The organism is Cellulosilyticum ruminicola JCM 14822 (genome assembly GCF_001311925.1).
Classification (GTDB): Bacteria; Bacillota; Clostridia; order Lachnospirales; family Cellulosilyticaceae; genus Cellulosilyticum; species Cellulosilyticum ruminicola.
In genome coordinates this window covers 64,492-83,250 of the sequence record NZ_BBCG01000004.1, presented here as the reverse complement: position 1 = coordinate 83,250, position 18,759 = coordinate 64,492, and the positions used below count along the sequence as shown (strand labels likewise).

At 32.3% G+C, this 18,759-nt stretch carries 11 protein-coding genes and 1 pseudogene; all 12 read left to right on the top strand.

What is annotated here, in order from left to right:
• The first annotated feature begins 23 nt into the window (after nucleotides 1–23).
• The 12 genes and pseudogenes from JCM14822_RS02555 to JCM14822_RS02500 all read left to right on the top strand — a co-directional run bounded on the left by JCM14822_RS02555 (nucleotide 24) and on the right by JCM14822_RS02500 (nucleotide 18,745).
• On the top strand, nucleotides 24–1,061 hold the full coding sequence (locus JCM14822_RS02555; RefSeq protein ID WP_054739360.1) for an HAD-IIIC family phosphatase: 1,038 nt from the start codon (nucleotides 24–26) through the stop codon (nucleotides 1,059–1,061).
• A gap of 18 nt (nucleotides 1,062–1,079) precedes the next feature.
• The gene (locus JCM14822_RS02550) at nucleotides 1,080–1,337 is read left to right on the top strand and encodes an acyl carrier protein (protein ID WP_054739358.1); all 258 of its coding nucleotides are present in this window, start codon (nucleotides 1,080–1,082) and stop codon (nucleotides 1,335–1,337) included.
• Between the two features lies 1 nt (nucleotide 1,338).
• A complete protein-coding gene (locus JCM14822_RS02545; RefSeq protein ID WP_054739357.1) occupies nucleotides 1,339–2,475 on the top strand; it encodes an acyl-CoA dehydrogenase family protein in 1,137 nt (378 codons plus the stop codon).
• A gap of 12 nt (nucleotides 2,476–2,487) precedes the next feature.
• Entirely contained in the window at nucleotides 2,488–3,309 is an 822-nt protein-coding gene (locus JCM14822_RS22390; RefSeq protein ID WP_054739356.1) for an AMP-binding protein, read from the top strand.
• Between the two features lie 37 nt (nucleotides 3,310–3,346).
• Nucleotides 3,347–7,330 (top strand): annotated as a pseudogene (locus JCM14822_RS24760) (phosphopantetheine-binding protein); the annotation flags it as partial.
• A gap of 386 nt (nucleotides 7,331–7,716) precedes the next feature.
• Nucleotides 7,717–9,177, top strand: coding sequence for an aspartate aminotransferase family protein (locus JCM14822_RS24755; RefSeq protein WP_408606172.1), 1,461 nt, complete (start codon nucleotides 7,717–7,719; stop codon nucleotides 9,175–9,177).
• Between the two features lie 29 nt (nucleotides 9,178–9,206).
• Complete coding sequence (locus JCM14822_RS02525) at nucleotides 9,207–10,385, top strand: condensation domain-containing protein (protein ID WP_054739353.1); 1,179 nt, start codon at nucleotides 9,207–9,209, stop codon at nucleotides 10,383–10,385.
• A gap of 68 nt (nucleotides 10,386–10,453) precedes the next feature.
• A complete protein-coding gene (locus JCM14822_RS02520) occupies nucleotides 10,454–12,799 on the top strand; it encodes a non-ribosomal peptide synthetase (RefSeq protein WP_172674751.1) in 2,346 nt (781 codons plus the stop codon).
• Nucleotides 12,792–14,048 carry an ACP S-malonyltransferase gene (gene fabD / locus JCM14822_RS02515; protein ID WP_054739348.1) on the top strand — a complete coding sequence of 419 codons (1,257 nt, stop codon included), beginning with the start codon at nucleotides 12,792–12,794 and terminating at the stop codon, nucleotides 14,046–14,048. The genes JCM14822_RS02520 and fabD overlap by 8 nt, the downstream gene beginning before the upstream one ends.
• A gap of 4 nt (nucleotides 14,049–14,052) precedes the next feature.
• Nucleotides 14,053–14,568 carry a beta-ketoacyl synthase N-terminal-like domain-containing protein gene (locus tag JCM14822_RS22380; protein ID WP_054739347.1) on the top strand — a complete coding sequence of 172 codons (516 nt, stop codon included), beginning with the start codon at nucleotides 14,053–14,055 and terminating at the stop codon, nucleotides 14,566–14,568.
• A gap of 26 nt (nucleotides 14,569–14,594) precedes the next feature.
• A complete protein-coding gene (locus tag JCM14822_RS02505) occupies nucleotides 14,595–17,219 on the top strand; it encodes a type I polyketide synthase (protein ID WP_306307281.1) in 2,625 nt (874 codons plus the stop codon).
• Nucleotides 17,220–17,278: 59 nt separating this feature from the next.
• Entirely contained in the window at nucleotides 17,279–18,745 is a 1,467-nt protein-coding gene (locus tag JCM14822_RS02500; protein ID WP_054739345.1) for an SDR family NAD(P)-dependent oxidoreductase, read from the top strand.
• Nucleotides 18,746–18,759 lie beyond the last annotated feature (14 nt).

Below are 18,759 nucleotides of genomic sequence, written 5' to 3'. Positions count from 1 at the left end.
ATTTATAAAAGGGGAGTCAGGCATTGAAATATGTTAAATGTGTAGTATGGGATTTGGATAATACTTTATGGGATGGAACTTTGTTAGAAGGGGATGCAGTTTCCTTAAAGCCAGGAATAAAAGAAATATTAAAGACATTAGATGAACGAGGAATTTTGAATTCAATTGCTAGTAAAAATGATTTATCAGATGTAATGCAAAAATTAGAAGAATTTGAGATAGCACATTACTTTTTAGTACCTCAAGTAGGATGGGGAGCAAAATCCACAGCTATAGCACGTATAGCAGAACAGATAAATATCAATAGAGATACGCTAGTATTTATAGATGATCAGCCATTTGAAAGAGATGAAGTAGCAAGTGTATATCCTGAAGTAATGATTGTGGACGCAATAGATTATAAAGAGCTAATTAATATGGAACGTCTAAATCCTAAAGTTATTACAGAGGATAGTAAGAGACGTCGACAAATGTATTTGGAACAAGAAAAACGTGTATATGATGAAACACATTATGAAGGAACATCTATAGAGTTTTTGGAAAGCCTAAACATGGAGATTAGAATTTCTAGAGCCCAAGAGTATGACTTAAAAAGAGCTGAAGAATTAACAATACGTACTAATCAATTAAATTCAACAGGTATTCAATATGGATATGATGAATTAAAAGAATTGCTTGATGTGCCTAGTTATGATGTATGGGTATGTGAACTTACAGATAAGTATGGAAGCTATGGAAAGATAGGATTGGTACTTGTAGAACACATAGATAATAGGAGTATTATTAGATTGCTATTAATGTCATGTAGAACTGTTTCAAGAGGAGTGGGAACTGTATTACTTTCATTTTTAATGAAACGTGCTAAAAGTGCACAAGAAGTTCTGCAAGCAGATTTTATAAGAACAGATCGTAATAGACAAATGTTGATTACATATCAATTAGCTAATTTTGTTCAAAAGAAAAAGGAAGATAAGAGAATCTTATTTGAAAATGATTTATCTATTATTCAAGAGTATCCACCATATATAAAAATTATTGTTGATGATGAAAGAAAAAAATAAGTTTAGGAGGAGTATAGAATGGAAAACTATGAACAAGCACGTGAAAGCATAAGGAACTTTATTATAGGTAATATGGATGTGTTTGATGAAGATATTACATTAGCGGATGATGATAATATATTTGAAAAAGGGTTTGTGACTTCAATATTTGCAATGCGTTTATTAGATTTCATTGAAGATGAATTTAAGATTGAAGTAGCAGATGAAGATATTAATTTAGTTAACTTTAGTTCAGTACAGCAAATGGTAAAATTAGTAGAGAAAAGCGAGGGATAATATGAAAAGCATTTATGAAAATCCTATTCTAATAGAAGCAGAAAAGTTCGTAAATGAAGTTTTAAGACCAAATGCAAGCAAGTTTGAAGAACAAGGCTATATAGATAATGAAGTAATTCAAGAAATGGCGGAGCGAGGATTTTTAGGTGCCATTTTGCCGACTGAATATGGTGGACTTGGATTAAATGCATTAGACTATGGTTACTTTACTGAGATTATAGGAAAAGCATGTTGTGCAACAAGAACATTATTAACTGTACATACATCACTAGTTGGGGAAACAATACTTAAGCTAGGAAGTTCAGAGCAAAAAGAAAGATATTTATATGATATTGCACAAGGAAAAAAGATAGGATGCTTTGCACTTTCTGAACCAGAAACAGGAACAGATGCAACTGCTGTAAAAACGACATATCGAGAAGAAGAAGATGCATATGTAATAAATGGCTCTAAAAAATGGATTTCATTTGGTGCATTAGCAGATATATTTTTAGTAATCGCTGCAAATGAAAAAACTGTTACAGCGTTTATTGTAGAAAAATCAATGCAAGGTATTAAAGTAGAACCTATGAAAGGTATGTTAGCAGGTAGGGCGGCTCAGATGGCGCATATTACATTTGATGAAGTTAAAGTGCCTAAAGAAAATGTTTTAGGAAGAATAGGAGCAGGATTTAATTTTGTTGCAAATACAGCATTATTTTATGGACGTTATAGTATTGCATGGGCAGGGTTAGCACTTAGCGAAAGAGCGTTAGAAGAAATGGTAACTTATTCGAGAAAACGTGAACAATTTGGAAAGAAAATAGGAGAATTCCAATTAGTAAGAGAAATGATTGCAGATGCAGTTACTAAAGTACATGCGGCAAGAAGCTTATGTATTCACGTTGGGCAGTTACGTAATGAAAATCATAGAGATCAAGTTATGGAAACTAATGTTGCTAAATACTATACTTCTAAGATAGCAAATCAAGTAACAGCAGATGCAGTACAAGTATTTGGTGGAAATGGATGCTGGAATGAATATGCACCTGAGCGTTTATTTAGAGAAGCAAAAGTATTAGAAATTATAGAAGGAACATCTCAAGTACAACAGATGATGATTGCTAATTATGGATTACATAAATATTATAAGCACTAATGGGGGATATGTATGCAAAATGAAAAAAGGAATTTAGTTCAAGTTCTCTATAGTGTAAAAAAGAGTAGGCAGAAAATTTATTTTTTAAATGCTAAACAAGAAGTTAATGGTATTTCGTATGAAGAATTAGTAAATGAAGCAAAAACGTGTCTTATTAAATATCAACAACAAGGACTACAAGCAAAGGATTATGTATTAATACAGGTAAGAGATGAGAAAAAGTTCTTTATTACATATTGGGCATGTTTAATGGGGGGAATGATACCTGTATTACTTCCATTTATTAATAATAAAAATGAATTTTATAGATTATTTAATGTATGGCAACAGATTCAACAAGCATGGTTAATCACAGATGATATTAAGTATCAGCAAAAGTTAGAACAGTATGCTACCAAAATTAATGAGCCTATTTTAGAAGATATATTAAAGAAACTTGTTAATCCATTTGAACTACCAAAGTGTGAAGGTGAGTTAAGTGAATATAAGTTAGATGAACAAGATATAGCGCTCATTCTTTATTCATCTGGATCAACAGGAGAACCTAAAGGAGCTATATTAACTCATGGAAGTATTTTAGCTAACATGCGTAGCTTTATTTCAGCATTACACTTAGGGAAAGAAGATGTTTCTCTTAATTGGTTACCTAATACACATATATTTGGACTTATAGGATTTCACTTTATTCCTATGTTTTTAGATATTAATCAGTATCAGATGACAACCAATTTATTTACTTTAAATCCACAATTATGGTTATCAAGTGTTAATAAATATCGTGCAACATATTTAGCAACATCTAATACTGGATTAAAAATTTTTAGAGGTATATGATGTTAAAGCAGCAGAATTAGAACAGTGGGATTTAAGATGTATAAGAAGCATAGTTATAGGCGCTGAGCCTATTTCATATAACATTTGTGATAGCTTTTACAATGTGTTAAAGAAATGGCATCTTAGTAGAAAAGCATTAGCACCAGGATATGGTTTAACAGAGATGACTATGGCCGTAGCAATTAGGCAGTTAGGGAAGGATTTTAAAAGATACATAGTGGATAGAAACAAACTAATTGTAGGCAAGTGTATTCAAGAACGAGATGAAGAGAATGAAGAAACTGTTACATTTGTTGAATGTGGAGAAGTATGTGATTGCTGTGAAGTACAGATAACTGATGATGAAGAAAAAACATTAGCTGATGGATTTGTAGGACATATCAAAGTGAATGGACCTTGTGTTATGCAAGGTTATTATAACAGTAATGGTGCAATAACCAGTGCTATTGATGAGAAAGGATGGTTGGATACTCAAGATTTGGGATTTATAGATAACAAACATCTTGTGATTATTGGTAGACAAAAAGAAATGATCATTATCAATGGAGTAAATTATATACCTAACGATATTGAAAAGCTTATAAAAGAATCAACACAAACTGGGGAACTTGAGCACTGTATAGCGTGTGGTTATTTCGATGAAGAAACTGGTGCAGAAGAGCTGGTAATTTTTATAAAGTATGATACTGATAAATTCGAGTTTATAGAGTTAGCTGAGCATATTAGACAAACTGTCCTAATTTCATTGGGAATAAGGCTAAGGTCTGTTGTTAGAGTAGATGAGATTCCACAAACACATACAGGTAAAGTGCAAAGATTTAAGCTTATAGAGAACCTGAAACAGGGAAATATCTGTGAAATAGATAAGTGTAAAAGTGAAAAATTAATAAAACTAGATAAAAAAGAAAAGTTAAATGACATAACATATGTAAAGGAAATTATTAGACAAGAAGTTAAAAAGATGGTCTTAATATCAGAAGTTAGTGATGATGAAAACTTTTTTGATTTAGGTATAGATTCATTTAGACTAGTTGAATTTCACAAAAATATACAAGAATGTTTAGGTATTAGATTGGCCGTCACAATATTACTTGATTACCCTACTATAAATACTATATCTGAAAAAATAGTGTTAGATTTAAATGAGAAGAAAAATATAGTAGTTGGGAAAAAGAAAAGTAGGACAAGTAATAGTGCAATTGCAGTCGTAGGAATGGCATGTAGATTTCCTAATGATGTAAATTCACCAGAAGCATTTTGGAATATGTTAGAAAGTGGGATAAATCCTATTACTGAAATTCCTGATACACATTGGAGCAGAGATGGAAAGATTAAAAATGGTAGCTTCTTAGAAAATATTGATCAATTTGATCCTCTGTTTTTGGTATTTCACCTAAAGAAGCAGAAGCCATGGATCCACAGCAACGAATTTTGCTAGAGATGACCTGGGAAGCCTTTGAAGATGCGGGCATTAATCCTAAAAGTGTAGGAAATAGCAGAACAGGTGTATTTGTAGCTATTATGCAAAATGATTATGCTTACTTAGGTAAAAAAGTAGGTAAAGGATTTGGGGCATATTCTGTTACAGGGACTATGCCAAATAGTGCAGCTGGAAGGCTTTCATATGTATTCAATTTAAATGGACCTTGTATGGCGATAGATACTGCATGTTCATCATCTTTAGTAGCGATACATCAAGCTATGTTACAACTTAGAACAGGAACTTGTGAATCAGCAATAGTTGGTGGAATTAGTATACATGCAGATTCAGATATGCAAGAAAGTTTTGAGTCATTAGGTGCATTATCAGATACTAATAAGTGTAGTAGTTTCGATGAAGATGCGGATGGTTATGTAAGAGGCGAAGGTGGAGCAGTATTAATACTAAAAAGATTAGATGATGCCATAGAACAAAAAGATGATATTTGGGGAATCATTCGAGGCGGTGCAGTAAATCATAACGGTCATAGTGGAGGACTTACTGTTCCAAGCGGATTAGCACAAAGTAAAGTAATTACTGAGGCGTTAATGGATGCTGAAGTTGATTCAAATGAGATTGATTATATAGAAGCACATGGTTCAGCAACTAGACTTGGAGATCCTCAAGAATTAAATGCATTAGGAAATGTATTTGGTAGTAGAAAAGAAACATTATATGTAGGAAGTATTAAATCAAATATAGGTCATCTAGAAATGGCTTCAGGTATGGCAGGTATATGCAAAATTTTAGTATCAATGAAATATGGTAAATTACCAGCTAACCTTCATTTTAAGCAAGGAAATAAGTTAGTAGATTGGACATCACTACCATTTAAGGTAGTTGATAAAACAATAGAATGGCCATATAAATCAGGTAAACGAATAGCAGGAATAACTTCTTTAGGATTAAGCGGGATAAATGCACACTTAATTTTGGAAGACAGAGAGAGTTTGCATAATATGGATGTAAGTGAAGAATCTATAGAACAAATTTGTACTATTTCGGCAAGAACAAATAATGCACTAAAAGAAAATATACAACAATTAATTAGCTGGTGTGACAAGCCAACTACTTCATTAATTAGTTTATGTAAGTCATTAAATATAAGTAGAGCACAACTTGGATGCCGTTTAGCCATTCAAACCAATAGCATAGAAATGTTAAAGGAACAATTAGGTAAGGCGATAAAGAAGGACATTAATAATCAAGGAAAATTAGATAAAGTAGTCTGGCTATTTACAGGACAAGGATCACAGTATAGTAAGATGGCTTATGAGTTATATAAATATAGTGCAGCATTTAGAAATCAATTAGAGAAACTTGATCAGCTTTTTAGTCCATTTATTAATAATTCTATTATTAAGCTTATTTATGAATTAGATGAAAGCTTACTTGCAAAACATAGCTATGCACAAGCTATGATTTTCTCAGTACAAGTATCTCTTGCGGCATTTTTAAAGGTACTAGGAGTTAAGCCAGATTTAGTTATTGGACATAGTATAGGGGAATATGCAGCAGCTTATGTTGCAGGAATAATGGATTTAGAAACAGCAGTAAAAATGGTTGCTACACGCGGAAGAGTTATGGATGAAACTAAAGTAAGCGGAAAAATGGTAGCATTATTAACTGATTTGAAGATAGCATCAAGCTTAATAGAAGAGTATGAAGATGTTTCAATCGCAGCAATTAATGCACCTCAAAATGTAACTATTTCAGGTGGTTTAGAAAGTATAAAAGCTGTTAAGAAAAAGGCTAGAAAGGCTCATATATTTGCAGAAACCTTGAGTGTTTCAAGTGCATTTCATTCCATTTTAATGACTGAGGATTCTAAGAAATTAAAAGAACAATTACAAGGAATTAAATTTTCAAAATCTCAAATTCCTATGATTTCTACTGTGACAGGAAAAGTAATAGATACAGTAATAGATGAAAGTTATTGGGAAAAACATCTTGTAAGTACAGTAAATTTTGTACAAGCAATTGAGACTTCTACAGAGTTAGGTGCAACGGTATTTCTCGAAATAGGTGCAACAGCAACATTATGTGGATTAGTAGCTCAAAATTTACAAGATGATAAATATATGATGTTACCTTGCATACGCAAAAATGAGTCAGATTATAAGCAGATATTAACAAGCTTGGGTTGGTTATGGGAAAAAGGAATAGATATTAAGTGGAAGGAAATTTATAAAGATCATAGGGTAGAAAGAGTAGAAAACTTACCACATACATCTTATGAGCGAAGTAGAGTGTGGCTAATAGACGAAGGCATCAATAAGCATATGATGGGGAGTGATAGCTTAATGAAGGAAGAACAGCTAAGTAGTGTAATTAAGAATAAGTTAAGGGAATTAATTTCACAAGTAACAGGAGTTAGTAAGGAAACAATTACAGATGAGCTTAATTTATTTGCATTAGGTGTAGATTCACTTATGCTAGTGCAGTTAAGTAAGAGAATTAATGCACAGTATCAAGTAATGATTCCTGTAAATGTATTCTTTACTACATTACATACAATTAATGCGATTCTTGAGTATGTAAGTGAGAAAAATCCTAGTGTATTAGAATATACAAATCAAGTAGAAGTAAATAAGGTACAAGAAAATAAAATTGAAGTGAATAAACCACAAGTAAATAGAACGGTTTTAAGCAAAGTAAGTAAACCTGTAGAGCAACATAAAGCAAGTATACCTGTGATTCAAAATACATCAAATAGAGAATGTGATGATTTACAAAGTATTTTCAAGGACCAGTTAACAATTATAAAACAACAATTAGCACTTTTAGGAAATACAAATTTTGAAATTCAAGATAGTATCCAGTTAGAACAAATAACAAATGAAGAAGTAGCCATTACACAAGAAGAAACTGAAGTGAAACATATTCCTACTTCTGAAGTAAAAAAGGGTACGGATGAAGGTCAACTTATGGCAAGCGCATCAAGAAATATGCAATTTGCTAGTGATGAATTAACACCACAGCAACAGAGATTTTTAGATGAATTCATTACAGAATATACACAAAAAACAAAGAAATCTAAAGCATATTCTCAAGATAATAGAGCACATTTAGCTGATTGGATTTCATCTCTTAATTTTAGTACAAGCACAAAAGAAATTGTATATCCATTAGTGTCAGACCACTCTAAAGGATCTAAATTTTGGGACATAGATGGAAATGAATATATTGATACAGCAATGGGTTATGGAGTTGGATTCTTTGGCAATAATGCAACATTTATTAATGAAGCAATTAATGAACAAATTAGAGAAGGGTTTGAATTAGGACCACAAACAGATTTAGTAGGAGAGGTTACTGATTTAATTTGTGAATTAACAGGATGTGAAAGAGTTGCATACTGTAATACTGGTTCAGAAGCAGTTATGGTTGCTATTAGATTAGCTAGAGCTGTAAGTAAACGAGATAAGATTGTACGTTTTATTACATCATTCCATGGAAGTTTTGATGGGGTGTTAGCAGAAGCTGAAGATAGTGGCAGTAGACCGATGGATATAGGTATACCACAATCTATGGTAGAAGATACAATGGTTTGCCAATATGGTAGTAGAGAAACATTAGAATTTGTAAGGGCACATGCGAATGAACTGGCAGCTGTATTAGTTGAACCAGTCCAAAGTCGTAACCCAAGTTTACAACCAAAAGAATTTTTACAAGAACTTAGAGAGATTTGTACAGAATATGGCATAGCAATGATTTTTGATGAAATGATTACCGGCTTCCGTATTGAATTAGGTGGTGCACAAGCTTTCTTTGATATTAAAGCAGATATGGCGCTATATGGAAAATTAGTAGCTGGAGGTATGCCTATAGGCATAGTTACAGGATCTAGTAAATATCTAGATGCAGTTGATGGGGGATATTGGTCATTTGGAGATGAGTCAATGCCAATTGTACCAACTACATTTTTTGCAGGAACATTTTGTAAACATCCATTAACAATGGCAGCCTGTCGTGCAGTATTAAGAAGACTTAAAAAAGAAGGAAATCAACTTATTGCTGAAGCAAATAGCCGTACAGCTCGATTTGTAGAACGAATTAATGAGTTCTTTATGGAAGAAGAAGTACCTCTACATGCTGTAAACTTTGGATCTATGTATCGTTTCGAATCTCTTGTTGCAACTAATATGCCATTACTTGGTTTAGAATTAAACTTATTATTTAAGTTAATGCAAAATAAGGGTGTATATGTTTGGGAAAGACGTACATGTTTCTTCTCTATAGAGCATACTGATGAAGATGAACAAAAGATATATGATGTAATATATGAAAGCGTAAATGAACTTCGTCAGGGAGGATTTGAATTTAAGGTTTTGGAAGGTTTTACACCAGAATCTAGTAAAAAAAAAATAGACAAGAGTCAAGGCTAAGTTTATCTGCAGAAGAACGTCGTATATATGTGTTATCTAAGTTAAAAGGTGGTAATGAAGCTTATCAAATATGTGGAGATATACAGCTTAATGGAACACCTAATCTCACATTGTTTAAAAAGGCTTTTGAAAAAATAACTACAAATAATGAAATGTTAAGATGTAGTTATCAAATAAAAGATGGAGAGCTAGTTAGATCTATAGCAAACGAGATAGAAATTGAGGTTATTCAAGGGAATCTAAAAGAAGAGTCAAGAGAAGAATTTGAGAAGAGATGGCGCAAACCATTTGATTTAGCTAAAGCACCTCTTTGGCGTTTAGGAACGTTAATAGATGAGAATGGTGAAAATCATTTCCTATTTAATTTTCATCATATAATTTCTGATGGAACATCTATAGATATTATAATGAGTGAATTTGTAGAAAGTATAAATGGTAGGGAGTTAACGAGCGATAAACGTTCATATTGCGACTTTGTATATGAGGAAAGTGCAAACTTAAAATCAAATGAAAGTAAAGCAAAAAAAGAATGGTGGAGTAGCGTATTGACTCCCCTACCAAATCCTTTAAATTTACCATATAAGGGTGTACGTCCAGAAGTGAATGATTTTAAAGGAGATACAGTACATTTCACAATAGAATCAGATACATTAGAAAAATTAAAAATAAAGGCAAGAGAGCAGAGAACAACTACATTTATATATTTTTTAAGTACATGGACTACTTTCTTAGGTTGTTTAGCAGGCCAAGAAGATTTTTGTATAGGTACGCCATGGGATAGAAGAAATGATGGAGAATATGATCAAACGGTAGGGATGTTTGCTCAGAGTTTAGCATTACGAGTACAGCCAAAGCAAACGCAATCATTTAAAAGCTACTTAAAAGATGTAAGAGAGATGTGTACTAAGTTATATGAACATGCAGATTATCCTATGGAAGAGCTTTTAGATGAATTAAAAGTACCAAGAAATATTAATAGAAATCCTTTATTTGATACGATGTTTATCTATGAAAATGGACATATGCAAGGAGTTGAATTGGGTGAAGTTAAAGGAATAGTAAGAGAAGAGAAAGGTACTTATACTACATTTGATGTATCTCTTGAAATGTCAGAAGAACTAGGAAAGGTATATTGTACAATTAACTATTCAACACACTTATTTAATAAGGAACAAATTGAAGAGTGGATTGTTTGGTATAAAACCTGATTAATCAAGTGTTAGATGATAGTGAAATTATATTAGGAAAGTTACAGTATCTTTCAAAAGAGCAACAAATGGAATTATTGGAACAAGGGCAAGGAATTTCACCAAATGTAGAAGGAATAACGGCAAAAGGGCTTATTTCAGATGCATTTGAGAAATATAGTAATGAATCTGCTATCTGGTTCGAAAATAGAGAGATGACCTTTGCAGAATTAGAAGAACGCGTTAATGTACTTGCTAATTATTTGGTAAGTAAAGGTGCAAAATCTGGACAAGTTGTTGCTATGTTATTAGAACGTACACCAGATTTAATTGCAACATTATTAGCTATACAGACTATAGGAGCTACATGGTTACCATTGGATATAGCCTTTCCAGAAGAACGATTAAGTTATATGCTCCAAAAAAGTCAAGCACAGTATTTAATATATAGTAGAAAAGGAATATTAGGTAACTTCAGAGAGCTTGATATAGTAGGCATAGATATTAATGATGTTCAAGAGGTGCCTAATATACAAGAAGTTAATTATGAAAGTAAAGTAGTTGATATAGCTTATGTTATTTTTACATCAGGATCTACAGGAAAGCCTAAAGGTACAGCTATCGAACAAGGTGCATTAGCTAATTTTATAGTAGGAATGAAAGAAAGTTTAGAGTATCAAGAAAAGGGTAGAATTGCATGTATGACAACGGCTTCTTTTGATATATTCCTACTAGAAACAGTATTTTGCTTAGCACATGGAGGGTGTATCGTTTTAGGTAAAGAAGATGAGGTAATTAACCCAGAAAAAATTGCAAACTTAGTATGTGCAGGAAACGTAAACTATTTACAAATAACACCTACGCGATTACAACTTTTATGTACTAATAAAGAGGCGAGCCGTAAAGTTTTACAGCATATTAATACATTAATAGTTGGTGGCGAAGCATTTCCAAATCATCTATTAAGTACATTACAAGAGTATAAGAATTTAAGAATATTTAATGTATATGGACCAACAGAGACATGTATATGGTCTGCTTGTAAAGAGCTAACTTATTCTCAAGATGTAACAATAGGATTGCCTATTGCAAATACACAAATTTACATTTTAGATGCACGTAAACAATTAGTACCTAATCTTGTAGAAGGTGATTTATGGATTGGTGGGAAAGGTGTAGCAAGAGGATACATAGGGGATGCTAACTTAACTAATGAACGATTTATAAAGAATCCTTTTGGTGAAGGCAGAATGTATTGCACAGGGGATAGAGCAAAATGGGAAAATGGTGAATTAGTATGTTTAGGAAGAGCAGATAACCAAGTAAAAATAAGAGGATATCGTATAGAACTTGAGGAAATTGAACAGGTAATCAAGAATTATCAAGGCATTAGTAATGCAGCAGCCAATATTTATGAATTAACACCAGGTAATAAGATATTAGTTGCATATTTTAGTAGTGCTGAAAAAGGAAAGATAGAAGTTGAAGAAGTTAAAGAATGGCTAAGAAGCCAATTACCAGATTATATGGTACCAGCTATACTTATGGAAATTCCAAAGATTCCTCAGACATATAACGGAAAAGTAGATAGAAATGCATTACCTGTCCCAGAGAGAAAAGAAGAGATAAAAGAGGACATAAGTAATCCAATAGATAAAAAATTAGTAGCTATCTGGAAAAGAATATTAGGTGATCAAGATATAGCATTAAATGATAATTTTTTTGATATTGGAGGAAACTCATTTAACTTAGTTCTTATGCAAGCAGAACTTGAACAAGACTTTGAAGGAATATTTGAAGTAACAGATTTATTCTCTAATCCAACAATCATTAAGCAAAGACAATTTATTGAATCTAATATGAAAAATGATAGCCATATAGGTACGTTTAGTATAAGCCCAGAGTGGATAGAGATAAATAACGGAGAAGAGGGCTGCTTACAAGTTGCATTAGAACATAAACTAAATCAAAGTATGCAACAAATAGGTAATACATATCACTTAAATGTACAAGGAATCATAGGTGCATTATTTGCGGTTTGTCTAAATAAAGTAGGAAATATGAATATGTTACCAGTATGGTTTAGTAATCAAAATGGGGAATTAGATCTTGTTTCTTTTGATTTCAATGCATATGAAACGTTAGATGAAGTGTTTGAAGAAATACATAAGGTTAAGCATTATACACTTGCAAATGTAGATATTGTATTAGATAAATGTGAAGAAATTAGAGCCTGTACTGTATTAAATGAAAAAGAAATGGCAGATCAAATGAGTGATTACTTTGACATTATGATAGGCATAGATAAGCAGCAGGAAAATATAGTATTTAAATATAGCAATCGATTAAACAAAGATGCATTAGAACAATTTATAGGTCAATTTATGAATTTACTATACAGTATGTTTAATATTAAGGAGGAAGATTATGAATAAAGTTACAATCATATTTCCTGGCCAAGCATCCCAATATGTTGGAATGGGAAAAAAATATTATGATAAATATGAGTCAGTTCGTGAAAGATTTGAAGAAGCATCAGAAATATTAGGATTTGATTTAGCTAAGCTATGTTTTGAAGGACCAACTAAAGACTTAGTACAGACACAAAATGCACAAGTTGCCATTTTTGTATTAAGCTTTGCTATGTTTGAAGTTATTCAAAAAGAGGAAAATGTACAGGCGGATTATTTAGCAGGGCATAGTCTTGGTGAATTATCAGCATTAGCTGCATCAGGAGCTTTCAGTTTTAAAGATGGTGTACGTATTGTCTATACTAGAGGACAAGCTATGGCAAAATGTACTCAAGGTGGAATGAGTGCAGTTACTAAATTATCTGTAGATTATGTTTTAAACTTATTAAAGGAAATAGATTTAGAAAGCATGAATGTAGAAATAGCTAATTATAATGCACCTTATCAAACTGTATTAACAGGTAGCAAAGAGGGACTCAAAGAAGTAGGAGAATATCTTACAAAATCAGGAGCAAAAGTAGTTAGCCTCAATGTCAGTGGTGCATTTCATAGTAAATATATGTTAGGCGCAGCTGAAGAACTTAGTAAAGTTTTAAATGAAGTAGAAATAAAAGAAATGAAGATACCGGTTATGTGTGGCCTAGAAGGAAGACTTTATACAAATGATGATGATATAAGAGAGGCACTTATTAAACAATTAACAGGCCCTGTACATTGGAGTACAGTAGTACAAAAATTAGATGAATTAGGAACTAAATTATGGATAGAAGTAGGACCTAAGGATGTATTAAAGAAATTAATTAATCGTAACATAGAGCAAGTAGAAGCTTATGCTTATGAAAAAGAAGAAGATTTAGAAGGTATTCAAAAAGCATTAGCGCGTATAGAAGAAGTGAAAAAACAAATGCCAAATTTAATAGGATTATGTTTAGGGGCAGCAGTGGCAACGCGTAATACAAACTGGGATGAACAGGCATATACAGAGGGAGTAGTAAAACCTTATAAATCAATTACATCTATATTTGATCAAGTAGCAAAAGAAGATAGAAAACCTAATGAAGTGGAGATGAGACAAGCATTAGAATTATTAAAACTTATCTTTGATACAAAAGGAGTTTCAGTAGAAGAACAAAAACAACGTTTTAAATCAATTCTAGAGTACTCAGAGAGTGAAGCATTATTTCCAGAGTACGAATCACTAAAAGAGGAGTGAGATAATGGAAAAACGTCTGATGAAATTAGAAAGCTTAAAACTTGATGATTTATCAGCATGTAAATTAAATGTTAAGAGCAAAGTAATAGAGAAAAAGGTAGTAAATAAATCTAAGGCAGTTGCAATCATTGGAATGAGTGGAAAGGTTGGAAATGCAGAAAACTTAGAAGAGTTTTGGAAACTACTAGTAAAAGGTAAAGAAGGTATTGGCTCACTCTCAGAAGATCGTAAGGAAGATTTAGAGAAGCTAGTTGCTGCTAAGGGAATAACAGAAAAATTAGATGAAGATAATTATTTAAAAGAAACCTTTTTTAAAGATGTAGCTGGGTTTGATTGTAGTTTTTTTAATATTGCTCAGCAAGAAGCTAATCACATGGATCCTAATCAACGTATCTTCTTAGAAACAGCATGGCATGCATTAGAAGATTCAGGATATGGTGGAAAAAGTATTAAGGGAAGTAATACAGGTGTGTTTGTAGGATTTTCTTCAGACTTTGGAGAAGAATATAAACGCGTTTAGAGACATTAACCCCAGAGGTACCAGACATTGCAATTGCAGCTAATGTTAAATCTATTATCGCTAGTAGAATAGCATATTATCTTGATCTTAAAGGACCAGCATTATTAATTGATACAGCATGTTCATCAGGATTGGTTGCAATGTACACAGCATGCCGAGCTATACAAAATAATGAATGTCAAATGGCTTTGGTTGGGGCAGTCAAATGTGATTTGGTACCACTTAAAAAAGAAGCAGGATTAGATATCGGTGTAAAAGATATTAAAGAGATTCAAGCACCAGATTTACATACTAGAACATTCGATGAAAGATGTGCAGGAACAGGTGGAGCAGAGGGAACATTTGCTTTTGTATTAAAAGGATTAGATGATGCAATGGCAGATGGAGATGACATAAAGGCTGTTATATTAGGTGGAGCAATTAATCAAGATGGTACTTCTAATGGCTTAACATCTCCAAATGCTAATGCCCAAGAAGAACTTATTGTAAGAGCTATTAAAGATTCTAATGTATCAGCAGAAAGTATTAGTTATATAGAAGCACATGGAACAGCTACCCCATTGGGAGATCCTATAGAAGTCAAAGGCATTCAACAAGCATTTAAACACTTTACAAATAAAAAGCAGTTTTGTGCGATTGGTTCATTAAAAACTAATATAGGTCATCTTGATCATGCTTCTGGATTAGGAGGCATCGCAAAAATCATTTTAGCAATGCAACATAAAATGATACCAGCCAGTATAAATTTCATGCAGCCTAATAGAAAGATTAACTTTGTAGAATCACCAGTTTATGTAAATACTCAAACTAGTATTTGGGAGACAAATGATACTTTAAGAGCAGGTATTAATAGTTTTGGTTTAAGTGGAACGAATTGTCACTTGATTTTAGAAGAAGCACCATCAAAGAAAAATGAAAAAACACATGACGCTGAAGAAAAAGCAATAGTATTACCATTAAGTGCAAAATCACTATCTGCATTAAAACAATTGGCTATTAATTATAGTCAATATTTAGAAAATGAACAGGTGGATTTAACTGATACAGTTTTTACAGCAGCTAATGGGAGATTACATTATGAGGTACGTCTAGGCGTGGTATTTAATAGTCGCAAAGAATTATGTAAAAAACTTAGAGCGTTTGTTAGGATGGATGAAAATTCATTACCTATAGAAGGTATTTACTTTGGGCGTCATCGTATTGTTGCCAGTGAAGGAAATAAAAAATATGAGTATGATTTAACAGAAGCAGAAGCTCAAAATTTAGAGATAAATGCTAAGATAGTATTGAGAGAAAAAGGCGATAAACATATGGAAGAAGTTCTAAATGAATGGGCAAAGAGCTATGTTAAAGGTGCAGATTTAAATTGGAGAGTACTAACTAATAATCAAGAACAACATCGTATTTCATTACCAACGTATCCGTTTGAGCATGTGCATTGTTGGGGAAAGGTTGGCAAGAAAAGAGAATACCAAAGTAAATTGACAACACATCATTTATTAGGAAAAGAAATCGCTAATGTAGTAGGTCATAAAATTTACGCAGGTGACTTTTCAACCAAGTCTCATTGGGAACTAGATGAGCATAAAATCAATAACCATGCAGTTTTACCTGGAACAACATACGTGGAAATGTTGGTAGCAGCAGGATTAAAAGAACAAGGAGATTTTCCACTTACCTTTACTAATATTATGTTTGGAGCACCGTTTACAACAGTAGGTGATGAAATACGTAAGTTACATACATTAATAGAAGACGAAGATGGAAAACGAAGATTTAGATTTGTAAGTTCTACTGTGACAGATGAATGGATTCAACATGGTGAAGGTGTATTTATAAATAATGTAAATGAGTATATGAAAGCACCTAAAAAGGTAGATTTAGCAAAAGTAAAAAATAGTTTAAATCAAATTATGCCAGTAGAACGAAATGATGATATAAAAAGAGGACTCTATTTAGGCAAAAGATGGGATGAATGCTATAAAAATGGATGGATGAACTCAGAACATACTCATTTCTTAATAGAATTAGCTGTACCAGAAGAATTTCAAGAGGATGCAAAGAAATATTATATATATCCTTCATTAATGGATGTAGGAATTAATGGTGCGAATAACTTTATGAGTGAAAGTGAGCTATATCTACCATTATCTTATGGAAAATTAACAGTATACAATAAATTACCTAAGCGTGTATTCTTTGAAATCACAAAAATAAAAGGTGAAAAAGGCGGGAAAACACAAGTATTCAATGTAAATCTATATGCACCAGATGGGGAAATTGTAGTAGAGGTAACGAACTACTGTATTAAATCAACTTCAGATAGTAATTTATTTAAAGTAGATAAGCAAAGTGATTTATATGGATATAGTGAAGTTTATAAATTAGAATCAGAAGTTACAAATTATAGAGAAGTAGAAGGAAAAACTATTGCATTTATTGGAAAGGCACCTAGATTATTTAATGAACTAATAGAAGTCTATAAAGGACGTAATGAAATAATAAAAGTGCCTTTTAAGACAAGTGATGATCTTGAAGAGCTTGTAAATCAAAAGATAGATATAGGTATTTTTGCATGGACACCATCTGTAGAATGTGATTTTACAGACGAGGCACTTATTAAGGGCTTTGAGTTCATGAAAAATGGTTAGCGTTACGTCTAAAAGTAAATGAAGGTTTAGTGTTATTAACACAAAATGGAGTATTTACAATGGAGGATAAAATAATTCATCCAGGACAAGCAGCATTAAGTGGTTTTAATCGTACAATGGAAAAAGAATTAAGTCATATGCCATTAAGATGTATAGACTGTGATAAAGAGGTATCTATAAGTTTATTAGCTAATGAAATAGTAAATAAGGATAGAGCAGGATATATAGTATATAGGGAAAATAGAATGTTTGTACCACAAATTGAAAATAATACTTTATCTCAAAAGGTGGATAAATTAGAAACAACAGTTGATGGTGTAATGATTATCACTGGTGGGACAGGAGAATTAGGAAGAACAATTGCTAAGGCTCTAGCTAGTAATGGAATTAATAAAATTGTATTATTTGGAAAACAAAATGTGCCAGATGAAGCTGAATGGGATTACATTAAAACTGATAGTCAAGATGAGAAGATTAGTCAGCGTTATGAAGATTTCTTAGAACTAAAAGATAAGCTAGAAGTTTTTAAAGTACTTCCAGTAAACATGAGTAATGAAAATGAAGTTTTAGAAGCATGTGAGAAAGTAAGAAGTCAGTATGGGCCAATCATCGGTGTAATGCATTTGGCTGGTAATGTAGGAGATGGATTTATAATTAATAAATCTAGAGATGTGTTTGATAATGTTTATCAACCTAAGGCAAGTGGTGCGTGGTATATGCATAAAGCTACATTACAAGATCATTTGAGATGGTTTATTAGTTTTTCAAGTATAGCAACGTTAGATATACAACCAGGACAAGCTGATTATGTGGCTGCAAATATGTTTTTAGATGCGTTAGCACGATATCGAAAGAGTATCAATTTACCTGTTTGCAGTATAGAATGGCCAGCTTGGAGAGAAGTTGGTATGGCTAAACGTATGAATGCTGTAGATGAAGAAGAATTATTTATACCAGTGAATACGGATGAGGCGATTAAGTTATTGATGAATATATTAGTCATGGATGATAAAATGCCAGCTGTTATTATGCCAGGGAAAATGAAGGTTGTAGCGCCTGAAACTAAAGAAATAAGTCATAAGGTGTGGCAAGAAGATGAAAATGAAGTGGTGCTTGTAGGAGTGCAAGAACCTGATGAAATTGAGTTAAATATTGCTAGAATTTGGGCTAATACACTAGATATGAATCAATTTGATATTGAAGATGATTTTAATAGTTTGGGTGGAAATTCACTTCTTATTTCTCAACTATTGTCTGAATATGAAAAAGTTTATCCAGGACAAATGGAAGTAGCAGATTTATTTACGTATTCAACAATTGGTGAACAAGCTCAATATTTAAGACAGAAAGGCAACCCTGTTCAGGAAGTACAGGTTAAAAAAGTTAAAAACGATGAACGTAATCAAAATGATAGTAGCAAAGATGAAGCAATCCAAAAGGAACAGGATTTAGATGAAATACTAGAACTTGTAGCAAGTGGCAAGATGACAATAGAAGAATCAGCTCTAAAGGTATTTTTGAAATAAATGTTCAATCATAG